The organism is Paralcaligenes ureilyticus, assembly GCF_004346225.1.
GTDB classification, from domain to species: domain Bacteria; phylum Pseudomonadota; class Gammaproteobacteria; order Burkholderiales; family Burkholderiaceae_B; genus Paralcaligenes; species Paralcaligenes ureilyticus.
On the sequence record NZ_SMAJ01000001.1, the window covers coordinates 299,352 to 320,515 of the forward strand.

The window sequence follows — 21,164 nt, forward strand, 5'->3', positions numbered from 1 at the left end:
CTTATTTCGGTACAGTACAGGTACAGTCACCACTTCTGACTGATTTCGCTAAAATACGTTAACTCATTGATTAATAACTTATTTTACCTATTTCAATCTACACTCACAGCCTTCTCCGATTCGTTGGATGCCTAATAACGTCAGGAATTACCGACGCTCATCCACTCGGCGAGCAGGCTGGAAACGAAAGCCATCGTCGGCCGGCTCGATCCAGCCTACCCCTGGGAAGGGGAAATGCGGCGCAAACATGAGCTCATGTGTGCTGGCCAACCGCTGCAGTTCATGGCGGCGCGTCTTGACGGCTTCGTTCTTGTCGGAATCCCACGCGAGCGTCCACTCGGGCTCCGCCAATGAGATGATCGAACTGTGGACGATGTCACCCGTATCGATCAGCTTGTCGCTCCGCGAAACGATCTCGTAACCCACCTGTCCGGGCGTATGGCCGGGCAACGCCATAGACGTGATCCTCGGCAGGACCTGGTGGCCGGGTTCGAATGTTTTGACCTGCGCTTCAATTACTGGAACCTCGGCGCGGGCGTCGGCTTCGTGATGCATGAATGCCCACTCCTTGGCGGACATCCAGATCGTGGCCTTCGGGAAGGCGGGGTGGCCCTGCGCATCAACGAGGCCGCCGATGTGGTCGGGATGGGCATGGGTAATCAGAATGTCGGTGATCTCGCCCGGTGAGACCCCAACCAAGGCCAGACTCTGCTGTACAACGCTGCGGCCAGCCACGCCGTACCCAGCGTCGATCAGCACGAGATGTTTCGGCGTCCGCACCAGCAGGGTGTCGACGTCGAGCCGGATCGTGTCCGTTCGCGCCCCGGCTTTGCGGAGTACCTCGGCCACGGCCGCAGGGCCCACATTGAAGCCGAAAATAGTGCCATCGTTGGGAAAGACCAGGGCACTGTCGCGCAACACCGAGATCTTGAGTGCGCCGAGCTCGAAGGTCCTTGCTTCTGGTGGGGTCCGCACGACTTGGGCGAATACGTTCGGCGCGACACCCGTAATCAAGAGCGCCAGTGCCGCTGTCACCATGAATCGCCGAAGCAGGTGTTGACGCCCTGTCCGGCGCGCTATATGTCGGCTCCTTTCACCTTCCGCATCACGCGCGGCAGTGGGCACCAGGTCGGCCGAATAGTTAGGGGCCAGCATGAGTAATACCTGACTTGTCATCCTTCGGGTTTCCCTCTGAATCACGGATGTGTACACGCACATCAATTAGTATACGACCAGAAAATGTGAATTGCTCAGCAATGTACATTGCTACTGGCCAAACCACCTGGAAAAGAAACATCCGTATAGCCGTGACCGTTGATGATGCAACCATCGACAATTACGCGCTTTCACCTCGTGTAAATAGTTTTGCGGATCTGCCAAACGTTCCCTCAAATACGAAGTCTTTAAAATCTGCGCGGATACGCTGCTGTATTTCTCGCTCATGAAATTCCGCGGGCAGGCGAAGCAATTCACCCGGATAGCCCACGGCGCAGCCGATGACCGGTTCAAAATCCTCAGGCACAAGATAGAGCTCGGTCACCCGTCGCAGGTGAATCCCCTGTAGTTGGCATACGAACAAGTCCATGGCCGTCGCCTGAATCAAAAAATTGCCCATGGACAGTCCGATGTCGTGAGTGTGCACGCGGTTTGGCTTACCGTTGTAGGTAAACGTCTTCTTCGATAGCCCAATCATGAGAAATGGTACGCCGCTGCTCCTGATCCATCTTTGGTTCTTATCCATCAGGCACGAGAGCATTTTGTCGAATTCACCCCGTTGGTCCCGTGTGGCGATGATGAACCGCCAGGGTTGTTCGTTAAATGAGGAAGGAGCCCACCGGGCTGCCTCGAACAAGCACCGAAGCTTTTCCACTTCGATCGCGCGATCCGAAAAGGCGCGCTGTGTCCAACGCTGCCTAAGCAAGTCGTGAATGGGGTATGTCGTTTGAGCTGGCTTATTCATGATTTCGAATGAATCCAATGCGTTGCGGGCTGCTACTTGGGATTTTCCGGATTTTGAGAATTCACTGTTTTTGCCTCTGACGATGAATCACTTCTCTCGGTCATGTTGTGCAGGCAGTGCGTCCCGGCAGCTTCTTCGCACCACAGACACACCTTCCCTTGCGTTGACTTTGGGTTTCCATGGTCTCCACAGTCCGTTCTCCCTCGGGGAGATGGCTGCGCAGTAGCGTCCAAAGAACTTGTCACCAAAACTCCATGTCACATTTAAGGGGCCAGAAGCGTCATACTCATGACACGTGTACCACTCCGGATGTGACCGATGACCTCGACGCAATTGCTAACAGATCGCCTGCAGACCAGCCGACCACGGCTTAAATCGCTCGCTTATCGCATGCTGGGCAGCGCTGCGGATGCCGAAGACGTATTACAGGACGTCTGGATCCGAATCAGACTATTCGATCTGGAAAAGCAGGAAGAAGTTGAAAACGCCGAGGGATGGCTGACCACTGTCGTTGCCCGGACTTGCATGAACAAATTACGTGCGCGAAAGACGCGGCACGAAGACGCTGCAAACCCGACTGTTTCGGACTTACTTGTCAGCGTGACAGATAACTCGAGTCCAGAACAGGACGTGCAGCTAGCAGAGGAGGTAGGGCTCGCTCTTCAAGTTGTACTCGAAACGCTGTCCCCTTCTGAACGAGTTGCCTTCGTGTTGCACGACCTTTTCGATCGTTCCTATTCCGAAATCGCGGCGCTACTGGATTGCAGTGTCGACGCAGCGCGGCAACTTGCCAGCCGCGGACGCCGCCGCACCCGAAGCGGCAGACGGAGCTCCAACGATTGCGATCCCGTCGCCGAGCGGCGGATCGTCGACGCGTTCTTCGCAGCGTCGCAGAATGGCGACCTTGCCGAGCTTCTGAAGATCCTACATCCGGATGTCGTGTTCCGTGCGGACGGCGGCGTAACCCGCCCGGCAGCCACGGCGGTCATTCACGGCGCACGGGAAGTCGCAAACCGGGCGAAAACGTTCGCCGTTGCTGGCGCGGCGCTTCAGCCGGTACAGGTCAACGGATCGACTGGGGTCATCGTGCGAGTTGGGAAACTCCCGGTCGCGATCATGGCTTTCAGCATCTCTGCCGGTCAGATCAGCGAGATTTACTGCTTGCTTGATACAAACCACATCCCTCAATTGCTTCCGCCCACATAAACCCCTCAAGCGAACAGGCCTCTGCGGGGAATACTCATTGCAGCCTAGGCATCGCCCAACGCCTCAAACACCTAAGAACAAATGCATACTCAATCATTTCTTCCCACCACTGCGGTTGCTTTCCAGCTTCTAGCCAAAGCGTGATTTCCGAGATTCTGGCGGGCCGCAGGATGCCCAACACACGCCAGATCGCAGCCCTGGTCGAACGCTTCCATGTTAGCGCTGATGCTTTCATAGAACGTCGCGGCGCACACGCGGCGGCGTGATGCGCATTTATGCCATCTCCGCCCAGCGGTGTTGCCCGCCCGTTTAGACCGACCGAACGTTAACGGCAGAATTTTCTAATCGCTGCCGCGCGTCAACAGACGCGTCAACGCACCAACATCCGCCTGCTGGTCGAATTCGTGCAGCAAAGACAGACTGTCCTCCACCTGCGCGGGCCCTACTCCGCCCAAAGGAACCAGGCGCCGGTACTTGGCGTTGATATCATCCCAGAGCACACCGCGTGGACCGGAGCCTCGCGGTGCGACGCAAGTGCTCGCGAATTCCCTACCGTCCTTTAACAGGATGGTGACGCTGCCGCCGTGGCGATGCGGGAAGCGGTCGGGCAGCGGAGCGGGCGACGGGTCGAACACGACCTTATCTTGAACGCGAGCGATAACGGAGTCCGCCATCTTGCTGATGCTCATGGCGTCCCAGCCGAACTTTCCGTCCACGATTGATGCCGCCACGAAATACACCAGGCTGTGTGCGGCATCGACGAGGTTGCGTGGATGCGGTTCGCCTTTGAAATTGGTCCATTGCACCGCCGCGGAAATGGTGACCCGCTCAATGTCATCGGGAATAACCTTGCCAATTCGAGCCGCGGCGGCCGCCGCTTCGGCCGTGGCATGAAACGGATGTGCGCCAGGCATGAGTTTGATGGCCATATCGGTGACGATATCCCAGTCGTCTCCCAGGCCCCGAGTAATGTCCTCGGTGGCCTGGCCGTTCATCGCGCTAAGAAATCCACGTGGGGTCTCAAGAATGCTCAAATCCGCCTGGAAATCCCGTAGGGCGGCCAGGGCCGCCTGCACGCCTATCATGGCTGCGTTGCCGGCATGATATTCGCGGGCACAGCTATTGTCGGCGGCCACGGCCATGCCGCCTATGGACGTGGCCGCAAGCGCGATGGTGTGAGCCATGCGGCCCGAATCCAGGCCAAGCAGGCGGCCGGCCGCAACGGCTGCGCCAAATACGGTTGACACCGATCCGTGAAAGCCGCGCTGCATGCGGCCAGGTGTTAACGATTCATCGATTCGGCCTGCCACTTCGTAGCCCAGCGCCATGGCGGCGAGAAGGTCTTGGCCTGACCTGCCCGTGTATTCGCCCAAAGCGACGGCGACGGTGGAGACTATGGTGCCGATATGGGCGATGCTGCGCAGGTCGCTGTCGTCCGATGCCGCCGCGTCGCTGGCGACGGCGTTTACCCTGACCACTCTGGACAAAGGCAGGCGGCTGCCCTCAAACCAAACGGTGGCTTGCCCTGCCCCGCCGTCTTCCAGCTCCAGCGTACGCAAAATGCGGGACGAAGCGATTTCGTACCCCATGGCTGCGCTGGCTATGGTGCTGGCCAAGCTCATTTTGGCGCGTTCGATCGCGAGCGCGGGAATGTCCTTGGATCGAATGCCGGAAACGAAGCTGGCCAGGACTTGGGCGATAGTGGTCGTGCTGTTCCTCAAGTTTGCATACCCCAGCGTCCGATAGTGCGCCGCTCCAGGACGCGGAAGATCAGGTTCTCGACCAGCAAGCCGAACAGAATTACGGTGAGCAAACCGGCGAATACATTGGGTATATCCAGCATGTTCTTGTTCTGGAATATATACCAGCCCAAGCCGCCCGACCCGGAGCTGGAACCGAATACAAGCTCTGCGGCGATCAGGGTACGCCAGGCAAAAGCCCATCCTATTTTCATGCCGGTCAAAATACTGGGGAAGGCGCCCGGAACCAATATTTTGCAGACATAGCCCATACGCGATAGCCCGTAATTGCGACCCACCATGCGCCAAGTCAGGCTGACCGAGCGGAACCCGGAATGAGTATTTAGTGCAACGGCCCACAGGACGGCGTGAACCAGGACAAAGATAATGCTGGCGTTGCCCAGCCCAAACCAAATCATCGATAGCGGCAGCAAGGCAATGGAAGGCAGGGGGTTGAACATGGATGTCAAGCAGATCTGCACCCACGCGGGTTGCACTGGCAAAAGCGGTGAACAGCGCGGCTATCAGCAGGCCCACGGCATACCCTTGCAGCAATAGCGCAATTGACGTCCAGGTTGCCAACAATAGCGTGCCCGACATAATGCCCGAGAAAAATGCCCGCATCGTGGAGGCGAAGGTAGGAAAGAGCAAGGGATTTCCAGACCATCTGGCGTAGGCCTCCCACACAATGGCCAGCATCAACAGCATGACGGCCTTGCGAAAAACGCCGTTATCCAGAATGCGCTCCCAAACGCTTAACGGCTTTTCGATGATGCCGAAATCTTCTTCTTCCAAGGTATTGATGATCTCATCGCGGTAAGCTGGCCTCGTTGATATTGCATCAGTCATGCGAAATTCCCCCTTGCGTTGCGGCCTCTTTAAAGAGCAGTTCTTCGATCCGCTCCTCGAGCCGCCTGCCATCGGGTGCCTTGGTGTCGGCACCTTCGCTGTGCAGTTCTGCTCGAACCCGGCCGGGATGGGGGCTTAGCAACAAAATACGGCTACCGATCTTGACGGCCTCGGATATGGAGTGCGTAACAAACAGCACGGTAAACCGGGTGTCGTCCCACAACTGCAGGAGCTCGTCCTGCATCTTGGCGCGCGTCAATGCATCCAGTGCGGCAAAAGGCTCGTCCATTAACAAAATGTCCGGTTCCATGGCCATGCCGCGCGCGATGGCCACGCGTTGCTTCATTCCTCCTGAAAGGATATGAGGATAACTATTGGCAAACGCCGACAAATTTACCTTGTCGATATAGTGCAAGGCTTTTTCTTCAGCGGCCTTGCCCTTGAGGCGTCCGCTGGCGGTTAACGCAAATACCACGTTTTCCTTGACGGTTTTCCAGGGCAGCAATTGATCGAACTCCTGGAACACCATGACCCTATCGGGCCCAGGTTTGACGATCTCCTGATTGTTCAGTTTTATCTGCCCTTCAACCGCGCGCAGATAGCCCCCAACGGCCTTCAATAATGTGGATTTGCCGCAGCCCGACGGCCCCACGATAACAAAACGGTCGGAGCGGTAAACATCGAAGCTGACCCGATAGGTTGCGGTGACAAGGTGATCTTTGGTGCGATAGCGCAGGGTGACCCCTTGAACCGACAGCAAAGGTGTCGCGGTTTGAGGCATGAAAGACTGTCTCCAGGCATTTTTTGGACGTCACACATCCGACCGCGACCGGATGTGTTGTTCCTGTTTGTCAGTTACCGGCAGAAATGGCAGGGCCGGGAAAGAATAGATCGGCGAGCGTCTCGGGCCGATTTTTTATTGTCTTGATATCGTTCATGAACTTTGCGTACTTCATGACTTTTTCTGGTTTGGCGGTGTACTTGGTGGACGGGTCGTTCAAGATTGCGACCATTTCAGTGACGTCGCCGCCACCGCCCATGGAGGCAATAAGCACCTTGGCTGCAGCCTGTTTGTCTGCCTTGATCATATCCTGCGCTTCTTGAAGCGCAGCTACGAACGCGGCGTAAATCTTGGGATTTTTGTCGTGAAAGGCAGTCGTTGTAGATACCATGGTAAACGTGGTTGACCCGCCCATGACGTCATCTGAATTTTGGATAGTGCGCACTCCCTTTGTTTTCATTTCGCGCTGGGCAAGCGGCGATGATGCGTAATGCGCGGCGATGTTTCCGCTACCCGATATCAGCGACACCGCGGCATCGGAGTGTTTCATGGTGACGGTATAGGGGTCGAAGCGGAACACCTGGTCCTTGCCGTACTTTTCCATGGCGTACATTTGCATCACGATAGACGGAATGGACGACTTTACAGAAGTGACTGCAATTTTGTCGCCTTGCTTCAGGTCGTCGATAGACTTCAAATGCGGTACGCGTGTATTCAGATACATGGGCATGGAACTGATGGCCGCCACGCCTTTGACGTTTGCCGTGCCTTTGGTGCGATCCCACAAAAGCAGGAAGGAAGGTGGGCCAGCCGAGATGAAGTCGGCGGAACCCGACAGCAAGGCGTCTATCATCACCGAAGGCCCACCGATATTGGCCCAGCTGATCGTCACTTTTTGCCCTGCCTTCTCGGCGTATTTCTCGATGAGCTTGTGCTCTTTCATCATGTAAAGCGGTAAAAATCCGAACCCGCCAGCCCCCAGCGGGATATTCAGCTTACTGACTTCAGCATTTGCGCCCAGGGGCATTAGCCCCGCGGCAGCCAGTAAAACCATGGTAATTTGCTTTTTCATTGTCTTCTCCTTTGGTGGTTGTACCGCGCCTCCTGCATTATTCGCCGGCCTGGAATACGCCGACAGATAAGGTGCTACGGCGATGGGGGCTTACTTATCTGGATACCGGCGAGCTGCTCGCTGAGCAACGCGACGGCGGTGTGATCGGCCTGAGGGCCCAATACGGCGCTGGCGCCGGCCCATAGGTTGCGACACAGATCCGAGAATGGCGCATTCACGTTGTTCTCATGCGCAATACCCAGAGCGATGTTCAAGTCTTTGACCATAAGGCTCATGGCGAAGCCTGAATTGAACTTACGCGAAAGCACGTACTGCTTGAACTTCTTCTGTGTGCTGTTGTTCATGCCCGTTGACACATTTAAGACATCCACCATGGTTTCCGGTTCTATACCAAAACGCGAGCCGATGATAAGCGCCTCGATACCGATCAGGTATCCCGCGGACGACACCAGGTTGTTCAGTGCCTTCATGGCATGGCCGGTACCCACTTTCCCGATGCTGATGACGCTGCCCAACGCATTCAAGATAGGCATGGCGGCGTCGATATCAGCCTTTTCTCCACCCGCCATAATGGTCAGTTCGCCCGTTCGGGCCCTGGGCACGCCGCCCGAGACCGGTGCATCGAACAAAACGACCCCTTGTCGGGCAAGTCGTTCGCTGAACTCCACCGTCTGGCTGGGAATGCCCGAGGTCATCTCGATGACGACCGTGCCGGGCCGCAAGCTGGCGGCCAGGCCTTGCGGACCGAACAGTACGTCCTGCACGATGGCGCTGTTAGGCAAAATCGTTATGATGACGTCAGACTCTTTGCCCAGTGCGGCAAGCGTGTCGGTGGGCTTGATGCCATAATCTTTGGCAAAGGCGGCTGTCCGGTCTGGGTTGTTGTCGAAGACAGCAAGCGGGTAGCCCGCCTTGAGCAGGCACCCAGCCATGGGCGCGCCCATGGCACCGACGCCCACGAAGCCAATTTTGGGTTTCGTCAAGGCCATTATTTTGCTCCAGCCGGTTTACGTTTCGCCTTTTCCTCGGCGATGACTTCTGCGGCAACCTTCATGCCGTCTAGAGCGGCGGGTACGCCGCAGTAAATCGCGACCTGAAGGAAGATCTCCTTGATGTCATCCTGGGTGAGGCCATTATTAAGCGCGCCACGCACATGCAGTCGGATTTCGTGCGGCCGATTCAGGGCCGATAACATCGACAAATTAACGATGCTGCGCGTGCGGCGGTCCAGACCCGGCCGCCCCCAGAGCTCTCCCCAACACCACTCGGTGACCAGCTTTTGCATGTCCGCCGTGAAATCGTCGGCAGCGTCGAGGGATTTTTGCACGTGCTCGGCGCCGAGTACCTCTTGGCGGTTTTTCAAGCCTTTGGCAAACAGCTCGGTGTTGAATTCTTTGCGCATGAAGTTTTGGCTCCTGAATGGGTGACGAGGAAATACGGCGAAGTATGATTATAAAAATACAATCTGTCAATCATATCGTAATACAATCTACATATAGTTTTTCAGTATTACATTGATGTCTCCCACTGACAGGAACGCAATCACCTCATGGAAACCAGAACGCCAGCAGCACCATCAAGTCCAGTCTCGGCACAACTCGCCGCTTTTATCAGCGATGCCTCATGGGAAGTGATCCCCGACCACATCCGTCACGAGGCCAAGCGGTCGGTGCTGAATTATTTTGCGGTGGCTCTAGCGGGCTGCAACGACCCCACCCTGGATCGCGCCGTAGAGACTTATGCGCGCTTCTCCGCCGGCCCCCAAGCCACACTGGTTGGCCGGCGTGAACGACTGGACATGCTTAACGCCGGGGCATTGAACGCCATGAGCGCGAACGTGTACGACTACGACGACACGCATATCCCAACCATTATTCACCCGACGTCGCCCGTCGCCTCCTCCTTGTTCGCCTTTAGCGAAACCCAGCCTCTTTCGGGAAAGGACTTCATGCTGGCCTTTGTGCTCGGCGTCGAGGCCCAATGCCGTATCGGCCTTGCCATCTCCCCCTTCCACTACAACAGAGGCTGGCACATTACCTCTACCTGTGGCGTATTCGGCTCCGCCATGGCCATCGGAAAGACGCTGAAATTGACTCCCACCGAGCTATGCTGGGCTTTGGGTTCGGCAGCCTGCCAGGCCGGAGGACTTGTGGAATCCCTGGGAACCATGTCCAAAAGCGTCAGTGTGGGCAACGCGGCCCGCAATGGCATGCTGGCGGCGCTTCTGGCCAAGGAGGGCTTCGATGGCCCGGCACAGCCGCTGGAAGGCGTAAACGGGTTTCTCCGAGTTTTTGGCGACGAGCCGAACTTCAGTGCCGTGACCCGGAGTTTGGGTGAAAGCTGGGAAATCGCCAAGGTAGCCTACAAGCCCTACCCCTGCGGAGTGGTGCTCAACCCCGTGCTGGATGCATGTCTGGCATTGTCCGCCCGCATTGATCCACGCAGGCTCGACACGATCGAATCCATTGATCTCACCGGCCACCCTTTGCTGCGCCAGCGCACCGATCGACCGGATATCAAGACGGGGCGCGAATCACAGGTCAGCGCCCAGCACGCCGTGCCAGTCTCTTTGCTTCGCGGCAGCGCAGGTTTGGACGCGTTCTCCGACCAGGCCGTCGGTGACCCGAAGCTGCGTGCGCTAGGATCGCTCCTACGCTTCCATGACGATGAAACGTACTCAATAGACAGCGCCAAAGTCATGCTGCGATTCCGTGATCAGTCGACCGAGCAAGAGCATGTGCAAATGGCGCGGGGGTCGCTGCAGCGGCCGTTGACAGACGATGAAATAGAAGCCAAACTGCGCGACCTTTGCCGCTATGGGCGCTCGGGATGCGACGCCGGCCGTTTGATCCAGGCTGTCTGGGACATGGAAGATGCTGCAGACATGGGACGCCTGGCCAGACTGGCCGAAGCGCCTAATTGAGCATGCCTATTGAACATACCTATTATTTTGCCTGCTGCGCCGGCCAAAGCACGATGCCCGCAAACACATGCAGAGTTACCAGTCGAACACACAGCAATTATTCTGTCGGCCATTGTGATTTTTTACCTAATATTGTATTATTGAATTATCGAATTAATACATATTTTGACCTTCAGCATTGTCGGAAGATCGCCCTCATGGCGCTCGCCCCAGGTCTAAACGGCTGGGCGATACTGGCCAATTCCGACAGCTTGGAAAACAACAGGGCGAAGGAAAAGGCGGCGGCTGGACTAAACTTGGCATCTATGCACGTTTCAGGTACGGAACCAAGCGCCTGAGACGTGCGCACCTTTTTTAACGCTCGCTAAATACAGAGAAATAATATGAAGCCCCAAGATGCGGATGATGATTTCAAGGTGCATCGTGTCGCAGCGGTGTTGCGCCATAGCGTTACGGAAAGCATACGCAATGCCATTCTGGCGCGCCGCTTTCTGCCAGGGGATCGCCTGCCTGAACGAGAACTGTGCGAGATGACGGGCGTGAGTCGCACTTTGGTGCGTGAAGCGCTGCGCGAACTCGAAACCGAACGATTGATCAAAGTCATCCCGCATCGCGGGCCAGTCGTCGAGACCATCACACCCGAACAGGCCGACGGCATCTATAGGGTACGGGAAGAGCTTGAAGGCTTGGCCAGCCAGCTTTTCGCCGAACGCGCCACACCGGATCACCTCAAGGCCCTGAAAAAGGCCTACACGGATCTTAAAGCTTCGCATACCAAAGTTGATCCGTTGGGTCAACTGAAAGCCAAGAATAATTTTTACCGATGCTTGCTCAATGGCGCGGGCAACGAAGCGCTGTCCAATAGCCTACGCCTGCTCAATTCGCAGATCATGCTGCTACGTTCGATGTCCATGGCGGCACCTGGACGCGCCAACAAAAGCCTTGCTGAATTGGGCGAGCTACTGAAGGCGCTTGAGGCTAAAGATGAGAAGGCCGCTCGCAAGGCGGGAAGCCGCCACGTCCGAAACGCATCGGCCATCGCGATCACGCTGTTACGCCAGTAAGAAGGAAGCAACCCGCCCAAAGGCCTAAGGCAATTTTCGGCCACCCGGAACAACAAGACTACGCGCCAGCCCGCTGGCCCATTATTAAACAGGACCCTGGAGACAAACCCATGGATACTCAAGGCATTGCGCCATTTGAACTCTACGCCATCAGATATGCGCGCCATGGCGGCCGCAAGGCGCAGGACAACTATATGGGCACCGTTGACTTCCATGATGCCGAGTCTGACCTTGATTATTATGTATGGGTGGCCAGGCGCCACAGCGAGATATATGTCATCGACACTGGCTTCGAAGAGCAGTCGGCACGGGAACGCGGGCGCGAGATCCTCATCTCGGTCAAAGATGGCCTGGCTCTTCTCGGGGTGGCCACCGAAACCGTCGAACACGTCATTCTTACTCATCTGCACTACGACCACGCGGGCACTCTGGACCAGTTCCCCAAAGCTAAGTTCCATATCCAGGATGCAGAATCAGCCTACGCAACGGGCAGATGCATGTGCCATCCAGCCTTGCGCCACCCTTTCAATGTGGAAGACACAGTCAGCTTTGTTCGCAAGCTCTATGGCGGCCAGGTGGAGTTCCATCGCGGCGATGCGGAACTGGCGCCCGGCTTGACGCTGCATCTGGTTGGAGGCCATACGATGGGCCTGCAAGTTGTCCGTGTCTGGACCCAACGCGGCTGGGTGGTTATTGCGTCCGACGCCACTCACCTTTACGGAAACATCGATCGCCAGATACCGTTTCCCATCGTCTATAACGTCGGCGACATGATGGAAGGCCACAAGCTGGTGCGACGTCTGGCCGACTCGTCCCAACACATTATTCCTGGTCACGACCCACAGGTCATGCGGCGGTACCCTGCCCTGTCGCCCGACACCGCCGGAAAAGTGGTCCGGTTGGATGCGGCCCCCAATCATTCGACCGAATAAGCGCCCTTGGCGCCCGGCGTACGGGCAGATGGCCGAACAACCGCCTGAGCCGGTTGCGGATACGTAGAAACTTCAAGACGCATCCCTCGAAAACGCCGAGACGCTGAGGCGGCACAGGGCCTCTTCGGTCTGCCCCGGCTGCAGCCAGCGCAAGCCCTGCCCGTGGTGGATGGCATCGGGCAGGCCGAGCCAGGGTTCCACGCAATAGAAATCGGAATCGGGACCTTCCGTCCAGGTCGTCACCGCATACCAGGGACACGCGGTCTCGGACAGGTCGAGCGTGACCCGTGCGTCCCGCCAGGGCATGTCCAGATGCACGAACCCGGGCTCGTGCAGCACATGGAAACGGTCGAGCAATTTCGGATCGGCCAGTGAATAAGCAGTCGCCCCCGGCACGGGCTCGGTCACCCCGCCATGGGGCCTCGCTTGCTGCACCGTATTCGCAGGCAGGTGCAACATAGTGTCGCCACGATGCCGCGCTGGCAGATCGAAATAGAAATGATGCCCGGGATAGTAGGGCATGGGCGCCGCGCCCGTGTTGGTGGTCACCAGGCGCACCTCGAGCGTGGCGCCCGACAGGCGATAATGCACGGCGAAAACAAAGCCGAAGGGATACATGGCGCGCGTGGCGGCGCTGTCCTGCAGCGTCAGCACCACGCCCAGGCCATCGTCGTCTACGCGGTGGCCAAACGGCAGGTCGCGCGCAAAGCCGTGCATGGGCATGGCGCGCACCACGCCCGCCGCATCCTTCCAGAAGCCGAGCCTGCCGTCCACATAATGCCTGGCAATGAACGGAAACAGCAGCGGATCGCCGCCGCGTATCCTGTGGGGAGGTGTCCAGTCCGGATCCCGCGGCCAGTGGATGATGTCTTTGCCGTCGACCGTCCATTGCATCAACAGGCCGCCGGCCGATGGCGCCAGCGCGATCGAAGCGCGCGCGTCGTCCAAGTGAATGATGTCGGGGGTTTCAGGGGTTGCGGAAGCCATGCACACTCGCGGTTTTACGGGGGGAATCGGCCGGCGCCCAAAAATCGGCGGCCGCAGGCAAACACTATAGTGCGACCCGGACAACGCGTCTACACGACGGGCCTGGGCTGCGCGGACGACGGCGGCGAACAAGGCATCAAATTCGAGGGTACTGGTAAGCAGATCTCCCAGCGTCGGCTGAAGCGGCCTGCATCTGTAGCGCCAGCAGTACACATATGTCAGGCATATGTCAAAATACAGCTGCTACTTGGTAGTGATCGGCTGCCCCATCCGTAGGTGAGCATTTCCTATGCCGGCACCCGTGTCAAGTGTGCCTCGCAATGCGCCAAGCACCGCAACTGACAGGAGGCGTACCATGCGTACCGTTTCATATAGCTCCAATAGTCAACATCCGTGCCATTCGTCCTACGTCAAGAATGGGCCTAACCACGCGCCTGCTCTGCGAGCCACTGCTCCTTACCATAACAATAATCCGGAAACTCGCGGTCCAGCGTAGTCTCGCCTCGGAGAAGCCTGCGTGCAAGATCGGCTACGGTTTTAAGCTCCGCCTCATTTCGCACCTCCAAAGGTGCAACAAGCGCTACCCCTGTGGCCCATGAAAGACGTTCACGACGCCAACTGGGGCTAACCTCAAAATCAATGCCGTCGTGCTGCAGTCGTTTCGTGACAGCGTCCAGCTTGTCGTAATACTGGCGCAATTCGCCCTGTGCTGGCTGCCTGGTGTAGCTGATGATTTTCTTGCGCGAGCGGCCGACACGCTTATAGTTCGGCGTGGAATCGCCAAAGAATCCGCCCTCGCGCGGCGGATCTCCAGCTTCGCTCCAGGCACGCTCGCCAATCTCGTCCGCATAGCTCTGACGTGGGTGAATCCACCAAACGATGACGCGCCGGCCTCCCAGGATGAAGCCTACGTCGTCCCACCAAGACCACGCATCGGGCGGTGTCTCCTCATACGAATGGGGCGCGTAGATACCATCTTCCATCGCCCATTTACACTGGCGATGATATGCCCGCTGTGAATCACGCATGCGTTCGAGTCTTTTAATTTTCATTACACAACCTTCGAAGGAATCACTTCAGCCTTGGCCTCCCACACGGTCAAACCCTTTTCAGCAACTCGGCCACGATATAACGATACTTATTTCGATGCGAAGCAGGCTTCGCCAACCTCATAAACAGAGCTAGCCATAAATACCCAAATTAGGTATGATAAAACCCAATATGGGCACAACGATCACCGCATCATCATCGCGCACGAGTTTTTCCGACGCGCTCTTTTCCGGCACCAAGCAACGGGTGCTGGGGATTCTATACGGCCAGCCATCGCGTAGCTTTTATGCGAACGAATTGATCAGCCTGGCAGCCAGTGGTTCAGGAGCCGTACAGCGTGAACTAGCCACACTGGCCAGCAGCGGGCTAGTCATCGTGAAGGCGATTGGCAACCAAAAACACTATCAAGCCAACCCAGATTCGCCCATCTTCACCGAGCTATGCGCAATCATACAAAAAACGACAGGACTCGCTGACCCACTACGCGAAGCGCTTGGGCCCATCGCTTCCCAAATCACTGCTGCCTTTGTCTATGGCTCCGTCGCCAAGAAAACCGATACGGCCAGCAGCGATATTGACTTGATGCTGATCAGTGATGAAATCAGCTATGGCGAACTATTCTCTGTGCTGGAAGAAGTCAGTGCCCGACTCGGTCGGTCGGTAAACCCCACGATTTTGACTATAGAAGAGTTCAAGAAACGTCTGATTAACCAAGAGTCATTTTTGACTCGAGTGATAGAGCAACCCAAAATCTGGATCATAGGGGGAAGCGGTGACCTCGGTATTTGAGAACCTATGCGGCCCCGGCAAACCCTTGCGGGCTGAGCCTCCAGATAAGAAAGAGTTCGAAGGTCTGATTCGCTCTGGCCACGCCAGATTGCGTGATGCGTTGAACGCCACTCTCTCAATTGAGAGCCGATTCGACCTCGCTTATAACGCTGCCCATGCGCTGTGCTTAGCCGCATTGCGCTGGCATGGCTACCGCTCAAGTAATCGATACGTCGTATTCCAGCTACTACCTAATACACTGAACCTAGGTCCCGAAGTCTGGCGCGTGCTGGCGAAGTGTCACCATATTCGCAATTTGGGCGAATACGAAGGCGATTTGAATGTCGATGATCGTATCGTCACCGACTTATTGGCCGCGAGTCAGATCGTCGCCGACAAAGTTGGTACCTTGCCACCGTCACAGTGAGCCCCTGAATGGAGCGCGAACGGCCACCTGTATCAAAAGTCAGCACCGCGACAAATGCACCCCACAATCCCCGCACTGGCCTAACTGGCAGTACGACCTTGCTGCCTTGGCTGAGCCCCGGGCGGCAGCCAGTCGTGCCCAAGGGCTGTTATTTGATCGCCTAGTTAGTTCGGCACGTACGATCACTCTCTTCAAAGCCTAGCGACCATTCAGCCACAGTTGCAGTAGCACGAACGACAACACAATCAGACCCGTGGTAAAAAACTTGCAGTGCTGGTGAGAGGTCGCCCAGACCTCTTCAACGTAGACACCGTTCAGATTCACACGGCAGATCTTTCCCCGTTAAACGAGGACTTAACGATTGGTTAAACCTAATACGTTATGTAGCAATGCTCGCCCGCGGTTGACCTATACTTGAAGCAGGTGATTTCCAACTACAACATAGGAATTTCCCACACCATGAAGAACGTATTTCTAGCCGCAGTACTGTTGACAGTGGCGCTCCCCGCAGGCGCACAGGTAGGCGTGTCGATCAACATTGGTGAACCGGGCTTTTACGGCCAAATCGCCATCGGAAGCGCCCCCCCACCCCAACTCATTTATCCTCAGCCGGTGATCATTGCGCCGGCGCCGCGTTATGTCGGCGTCCCGCCTATCTACTTGCGTGTCCCCCCTGGACAAGTCAAGCACTGGCGCAACTACTGTGGCCGGTACGACGCCTGCGGCCGTCCGGTCTACTTTGTGCGTGACGATTGGTACCTAAACCGCTACGTGCCGTACTACCGTGGCCGGCACGGGGACCGTCGTGAGTATCGCAGATATGATGATCGTCGAGGGTATGGTGATCATGATCGCGACCATGACCGCGGCCATGGACACGGACGCGATCGCTAGGCAACGAATCCTACAGGGCAGGCGCAGCCGATAGCCCTGTTTGGCCAGGCGGCGATCAAAACACTAGACGACCGGCGTTAGGCCCCACCCCGAAGATGCCGCAGCAGCCGCATGACGGCCGTCGACTGGGACACATTGTTGTTCCACAGGATTTTGAACTCTCGGTTGCACCAGTGATCAACGAGCCTGACGCAGGAGTATCGCGATGCGTCCGCGCCCCGAAGCGCGATTTCCGGAATGACGGCCACCCCGAGCCCCTCTGAAACCATGTTCCTCATCGCCTCGAAACTCGTCACTTGCACCGTCGCGTGAATGTGCTGGTTCGCGGCGCTGGCGGCTCGCACCGACAGCGTGTTCGTTGATGCGCCCTGTTGCATCATGACGTGATTTTCATTCAGCGTGTCCTCAAACCTGACACGCTTCCGTTTGGCCAGCGGATGATTCAGCGGTGTGATCAATACCAAAGGGTCATTTCGAAAAAAGGCTTCCGAAACGCCCACGACCGTCTTGGTGGGTGCGCATACCCCCAAATCCGCGACGCCTGACGCGACCGCGCCGGGTATGTCATCGCTGAGCTGCTCGGTCAATTCAATTTGAACGGCGGGATATTGGCTCATGAAAGGCTTGAGCGTTGCCGGAAGGTAGTAGCAAAGAGCCGTCATATTGACGCAGATGCGCACCTTCCCTTGCACGCCTTCACGATATTCGCTGATGTCGCATTCAATTTTGTGAAGCTGCGCCATGACTGTCTTGACATGCTCGTACAGTGAACGACCGGCGGGTGTGGGCTCGACTCCCCGGCTCAGTCTGCGCAGCAAGGGTACGCCGGCGCTTTCCTCGAGTTCGGCCAGCCGCCGGCTGATGGCCGATGCGACCATATTGCCGGGTTCGGATGCCGCCGAAATGCTTCCACACTCAACCACCAAGGCGAATAGCTTGAGGGTCTCAATGTCAAAATGCATGGCGCTTGCCTGTTCAGGTTTGCCGATTCGCGATAGCTGCCCTAGCCAAATAACATGTCCCGCCTATTCGCCCGCTGATATTCTTCCAGGCTTGAATCCTGAATGAATAATTTTTATAAATGCCAGCAGCCAGAACACTATTTGAAAAAATTTGGCAACGTCACATTATTGCAGAACATGAGACCTCGGTGTTGCTTTACATTGACAAGCACTTGATCAATGAGGTCACCAGCCCCCAGGCGTTCGACGGACTGCGCACGACGGGCAGGAAGCCCTGGCGCCGCCAATCGGTGCTGGCGACGGCGGACCACAATATCCCCACGCTGAACCGCCGCGCCGGCATGCACAGCGAGATCGCGCAGCGGCAACTGGCCACTCTCGAGCGCAACTGCGAGGAGTATGGCCTCCAATACTATTCATTGACGGATGCGCGGCAGGGAATCCTGCACGTCGTGGCGCCGGAGCTGGGAGAGACTCTGCCGGGGATCACGATCGCCTGCGGCGATTCGCATACGACGACCCATGGGGCGTTCGCCACGCTCGCCTTTGGGATCGGCACGTCGGATATCGAGCAGGTTCTGGCCACGCAATGCCTGCAGGTGCCCAAATTGAAGACCATGAACGTCCGGCTTCATGGCACCATGCGCGCGGGTGTCTATGCCAAGGATATTGCACTGGCTTTTCTGAGAAAGTTCGGTACCGACTGCGCGGCCGGCTGTGCGCTGGAGTTCTCGGGCAACGTCGTGTCCGGGCTAAGCATGGAAAGCAGAATGACGCTGTGCAATCTCGCGGCGGAGGCGGGCGCGCGGGTGGGCATCATCGGCGTCGACGACATCACGATCGACTATCTCAAAGGGCGCCCGTCCAGCCCACAGGGCCATGAATGGGCTCTTGCAACCGAGTACTGGTCCACCTTGCATACCGACGACGGGGCAAAATTCGACCGCAATGTGGAGTTTGATGTCAGCGACGTGGCTCCGCAGGTCACATGGGGGACGACCCCCGCAATGACGGTGAGCTTGTTCGAAAGCGTGCCCGATCCCCGGAGCGCCGGAAACCTCGACGCCCAGCGCGCGGCGGCGCGCGCACTCGATTACATGGGCCTCAGGGCGGGTACGCCAATGCGTAGCATCCGCCTGGACAAGATCTTCATTGGTTCCTGCACCAATTCGAGGATTGAGGATCTGAGGATCGTGGCCGGCATCGTAAAGCGCCGCAAGGTCGCGGCCGGCATTCGGCAGGCATTGATCGTTCCCGGATCGGGCCTGGTGAAGCGGCAAGCCGAAGAAGAGGGCTTGCATGAAATATTCCTGGATGCCGGATTCGAGTGGCGCGACGCCGGCTGCTCCATGTGCCTGGGAATGAATAACGATAGCCTCTCCGAAGGAGAGCGGTGCGCCTCGACGTCCAACCGCAATTTCGAAGGACGGCAGGGCCGGGGCGGACGTAGCCATCTGCTAAGCCCCGCCATCGCCGCGGCCACCGCCATTGCCGGGCGATTCGCGGCTCCGGAGGAAATCTAGATGGAACCGTTCGGGGAGGTTTTCTCACACGTCGTGCCCATAGACCGGACCAATGTCGATACCGACGCAATCCTGCCAAAGCAGTACATGGCCTTGACGACACGCACGGGATTCGGGGATTTTCTGTTCGACAGCTGGCGCTACGAAGAGGCCGGCGCACCCGGCATCGACAATTCCAAGCGGACCCTGAAAGCGGACTTTGCGCTTAACGACCCGCGATATAGGGGGGCAGGCATTCTCCTGGCCCGCCAGAACTTCGGCTGCGGCTCGAGCCGCGAGCACGCGGTATGGGCGTTGGCTCAATGGGGAGTTCGCGTTCTGATCGCCCCCAGCTTTGCAGATATCTTTTATGGAAATTGCTTCAAGAACGGGATCTTGCCCATCTGCCTGAGCGCGCCGGTCGTCTCGTCCCTGTTCGACGCCGTGCGGCGCGACGGACGGCTCGAATTGACCATCGACCTCCCGAACCAGAAAGTCATCGCACAGACTGTGGTCCATGAGTTTGATATCGATCCGGCACGCAAGCGCGCGTTATTGCTCGGCATCGACGAGATCAGCGAAATTCTCGGCAAGCACCAGGACGCGCTGCAAGACTTCGAGCGCCGCAGGATGCGGCTGGAACCCTGGCTCGCCACCGAGAGATAGACGAATCACCAAGTACTTCATCAATAGACAGCTTTTATACGGAGAGGAAGAGACAATTATGGAATCAGTTCAGAACATACAGCTTGGAGGCATGCCGTGGTATTCGCGGCTGACGCCCAAGCATTGGAACACGTTGAAGGGCGCGTTTCTCGGATGGATATTCGACGGCTACGAGGCCTTGGCCCTGGTGATCGTCCTATCGCCGCTGCTTCATTCTGTGTTGACGCAGCAGCAGGCGGCATCCAAGCCGTTTTATGCCGGGTTGGTGATCGGCATTACATTGCTGGGATGGGGGGTTGGCGGTCTGGTCGGCGGGGTGCTTGCGGATTACATCGGACGCAAGCGCATGATGATGTGGTCGGTCTTTTTATACGCCGTGCTGACCGGCCTCACCGCATTCGCAGACTCCATCGCGACGCTTTGCCTATTACGGTTTCTGACCGGCCTGGCCATGGGCAGCGAGTGGAGCACAGGCATTGCCCTTGTGGCCGAAACGTGGCCCAAGGAAGCGCGAGCGAAAGGCGCCGGCTTTCTTCAATCCGGCTTCGGCTGGGGCACGCTGATTGCCGCGCTCGCCTGGTATATCCTGACATTGATCGACCCCTTCGGCGCGGAGAATTGGCGCGTCATGTTTGTCTTGGGCGCGCTGCCGGCGTTCTTTGTTCTCTACATCCGCCGCAGCATGGATGAATCCGAAGAATGGATTACCGCCATCCGCAACAAAGAGTGGGGAGCAACCGAGGCGTCTAGCGAAAAAGGCGGGAAACGTCCCTTTACGCTGAAGCAGGTCTTCAGCGAACGCGAGGCCGTGCGCCGCATTCTGCTGACTTCGCTCCTTTCGGTGGTAAGTATCGCCGGGTGGTGGGCCGTATCAAGCTGGTTGCCGACCTACACTAGAGCCATTGCCGCAGCGGAGGGAAGCAGCCCTCACTGGGCTTCGTATGTGTCGTTCTTCTATACCGGCGGGGCAATCGTCGCCTATATGTTGTCGGGCTTCATAGCGGACGCCCTGGGCCGCCGGTGGTTTCTTTTCCTTACCTTCGCGGGGTCGCTCGCCGTGACAGTTCTGGTGTACGGCTATGTGTCCACCGTTGCTCAGATGCTCGTGCTTGCCCCCATAAACGGCTTCTTTACGCTGGGATGCGCGTTCGCCTGGCTGGCAATCTACCCTGTGGAACTGTTCAATACCTCGGTGCGATCCACGGCCGTCGGCTTCGTATTCAACTCCGCGCGCCTCATTGCCTGGTGCTTTCCGATCGCCGCAGGCGTGATGATCAAGGCTTTCGGTGGAATCGCGCCCACGGCTCTGGCTTTTGGATCGATCTACGCCATCGGCCTGATCGTGCCGTGGTTTTTGCCGGAGACCGTCGAGAGGTGATGCG

At 57.4% G+C, this 21,164-nt stretch carries 20 protein-coding genes and 1 pseudogene; 10 read left to right on the forward strand and 11 right to left on the reverse strand.

Going from position 1 to position 21,164, the window contains the following annotated elements; translation table 11 throughout:
* Positions 1-147: 147 nt before the first annotated feature.
* Both EDC26_RS01395 and EDC26_RS01400 read right to left on the reverse strand, forming a co-directional pair.
* On the reverse strand, positions 148-1,155 hold the full coding sequence (locus EDC26_RS01395) for an MBL fold metallo-hydrolase (protein WP_207915034.1): 1,008 nt from the start codon (positions 1,153-1,155) through the stop codon (positions 148-150).
* Positions 1,156-1,336: 181 nt separating this feature from the next.
* On the reverse strand, positions 1,337-1,960 hold the full coding sequence (locus EDC26_RS01400; RefSeq protein ID WP_132579462.1) for a nitroreductase family protein: 624 nt from the start codon (positions 1,958-1,960) through the stop codon (positions 1,337-1,339).
* A 318-nt stretch (positions 1,961-2,278) separates the two neighbouring features.
* Between EDC26_RS01400 and EDC26_RS01405 the strand changes: the two genes are divergently transcribed.
* Positions 2,279-3,166, forward strand: a complete 888-nt coding sequence (locus EDC26_RS01405) for a sigma-70 family RNA polymerase sigma factor (RefSeq protein ID WP_132579463.1) — start codon at positions 2,279-2,281, stop codon at positions 3,164-3,166.
* Positions 3,167-3,507: 341 nt separating this feature from the next.
* Here EDC26_RS01405 and EDC26_RS01415 read toward each other — a convergent pair whose 3' ends face one another.
* The 6 genes and pseudogenes from EDC26_RS01415 to EDC26_RS01440 form a co-directional block, all read right to left on the reverse strand.
* Complete coding sequence (locus EDC26_RS01415) at positions 3,508-4,887, reverse strand: MmgE/PrpD family protein (RefSeq protein WP_165930869.1); 1,380 nt, start codon at positions 4,885-4,887, stop codon at positions 3,508-3,510.
* Positions 4,884-5,754 (reverse strand): annotated as a pseudogene (locus EDC26_RS01420) (ABC transporter permease). Before EDC26_RS01420 ends, EDC26_RS01415 begins: the two are co-directional and overlap by 4 nt.
* Complete coding sequence (locus EDC26_RS01425) at positions 5,747-6,535, reverse strand: ABC transporter ATP-binding protein (protein WP_132579465.1); 789 nt, start codon at positions 6,533-6,535, stop codon at positions 5,747-5,749. Before EDC26_RS01425 ends, EDC26_RS01420 begins: the two are co-directional and overlap by 8 nt.
* A gap of 70 nt (positions 6,536-6,605) precedes the next feature.
* On the reverse strand, positions 6,606-7,607 hold the full coding sequence (locus EDC26_RS01430) for an ABC transporter substrate-binding protein (protein WP_132579466.1): 1,002 nt from the start codon (positions 7,605-7,607) through the stop codon (positions 6,606-6,608).
* A gap of 74 nt (positions 7,608-7,681) precedes the next feature.
* Positions 7,682-8,596 (reverse strand): NAD(P)-dependent oxidoreductase, encoded by a 915-nt coding sequence (locus EDC26_RS01435; protein ID WP_207915035.1) that lies wholly within the window; start codon positions 8,594-8,596, stop codon positions 7,682-7,684.
* The gene (locus tag EDC26_RS01440) at positions 8,596-9,009 is read right to left on the reverse strand and encodes a carboxymuconolactone decarboxylase family protein (protein WP_132579467.1); all 414 of its coding nucleotides are present in this window, start codon (positions 9,007-9,009) and stop codon (positions 8,596-8,598) included. The genes EDC26_RS01435 and EDC26_RS01440 overlap by 1 nt, the downstream gene beginning before the upstream one ends.
* A gap of 147 nt (positions 9,010-9,156) precedes the next feature.
* Between EDC26_RS01440 and EDC26_RS01445 the strand changes: the two genes are divergently transcribed.
* The 3 genes from EDC26_RS01445 to EDC26_RS01455 all read left to right on the forward strand — a co-directional run bounded on the left by EDC26_RS01445 (position 9,157) and on the right by EDC26_RS01455 (position 12,526).
* The gene (locus EDC26_RS01445; RefSeq protein WP_132579468.1) at positions 9,157-10,530 is read left to right on the forward strand and encodes an MmgE/PrpD family protein; all 1,374 of its coding nucleotides are present in this window, start codon (positions 9,157-9,159) and stop codon (positions 10,528-10,530) included.
* 383 nt (positions 10,531-10,913) lie between these two features.
* The gene (locus tag EDC26_RS01450) at positions 10,914-11,594 is read left to right on the forward strand and encodes a GntR family transcriptional regulator (RefSeq protein ID WP_132579469.1); all 681 of its coding nucleotides are present in this window, start codon (positions 10,914-10,916) and stop codon (positions 11,592-11,594) included.
* Between the two features lie 110 nt (positions 11,595-11,704).
* Complete coding sequence (locus EDC26_RS01455; protein WP_132579470.1) at positions 11,705-12,526, forward strand: N-acyl homoserine lactonase family protein; 822 nt, start codon at positions 11,705-11,707, stop codon at positions 12,524-12,526.
* Between the two features lie 72 nt (positions 12,527-12,598).
* On the opposite strand, the gene EDC26_RS01460 is transcribed toward EDC26_RS01455, so the two are convergent.
* Together EDC26_RS01460 and EDC26_RS01465 are read right to left on the reverse strand one after the other, a co-directional pair.
* Entirely contained in the window at positions 12,599-13,513 is a 915-nt protein-coding gene (locus EDC26_RS01460; RefSeq protein ID WP_132579471.1) for an aldose epimerase family protein, read from the reverse strand.
* Positions 13,514-13,935: 422 nt separating this feature from the next.
* Complete coding sequence (locus tag EDC26_RS01465; RefSeq protein ID WP_132579472.1) at positions 13,936-14,565, reverse strand: hypothetical protein; 630 nt, start codon at positions 14,563-14,565, stop codon at positions 13,936-13,938.
* A gap of 154 nt (positions 14,566-14,719) precedes the next feature.
* Here EDC26_RS01465 and EDC26_RS01470 point away from each other — a divergent pair, with 154 nt between their 5' ends.
* From EDC26_RS01470 to EDC26_RS20435, 3 genes are all read left to right on the forward strand, one after another.
* On the forward strand, positions 14,720-15,352 hold the full coding sequence (locus tag EDC26_RS01470; protein WP_132579473.1) for a nucleotidyltransferase domain-containing protein: 633 nt from the start codon (positions 14,720-14,722) through the stop codon (positions 15,350-15,352).
* Positions 15,336-15,758 (forward strand): hypothetical protein, encoded by a 423-nt coding sequence (locus EDC26_RS01475; RefSeq protein ID WP_132579474.1) that lies wholly within the window; start codon positions 15,336-15,338, stop codon positions 15,756-15,758. Before EDC26_RS01470 ends, EDC26_RS01475 begins: the two co-directional genes overlap by 17 nt.
* Before the next feature lie 805 nt (positions 15,759-16,563).
* Positions 16,564-16,686, forward strand: coding sequence for a hypothetical protein (locus tag EDC26_RS20435; protein ID WP_279432670.1), 123 nt, complete (start codon positions 16,564-16,566; stop codon positions 16,684-16,686).
* Between the two features lie 43 nt (positions 16,687-16,729).
* Here the strand turns inward: EDC26_RS20435 and EDC26_RS01490 are convergent, their stop codons facing one another.
* Positions 16,730-17,614: a LysR family transcriptional regulator gene (locus EDC26_RS01490; protein WP_132579476.1), complete on the reverse strand. Its 885-nt coding sequence runs from the start codon at positions 17,612-17,614 to the stop codon at positions 16,730-16,732.
* Between the two features lie 119 nt (positions 17,615-17,733).
* Here EDC26_RS01490 and leuC point away from each other — a divergent pair, with 119 nt between their 5' ends.
* Genes leuC through EDC26_RS01505 form a run of 3 tightly spaced genes read left to right on the forward strand, consistent with a single transcriptional unit; the run spans position 17,734 to position 21,160 of the window.
* Positions 17,734-19,137, forward strand: a complete 1,404-nt coding sequence (leuC, locus tag EDC26_RS01495; protein WP_132579477.1) for a 3-isopropylmalate dehydratase large subunit — start codon at positions 17,734-17,736, stop codon at positions 19,135-19,137.
* Positions 19,138-19,782: a 3-isopropylmalate dehydratase small subunit gene (leuD, locus tag EDC26_RS01500; RefSeq protein WP_132579478.1), complete on the forward strand. Its 645-nt coding sequence runs from the start codon at positions 19,138-19,140 to the stop codon at positions 19,780-19,782.
* A 58-nt stretch (positions 19,783-19,840) separates the two neighbouring features.
* Positions 19,841-21,160, forward strand: coding sequence for an MFS transporter (locus EDC26_RS01505; protein ID WP_132579479.1), 1,320 nt, complete (start codon positions 19,841-19,843; stop codon positions 21,158-21,160).
* The last annotated feature ends 4 nt before the right edge of the window (positions 21,161-21,164 follow it).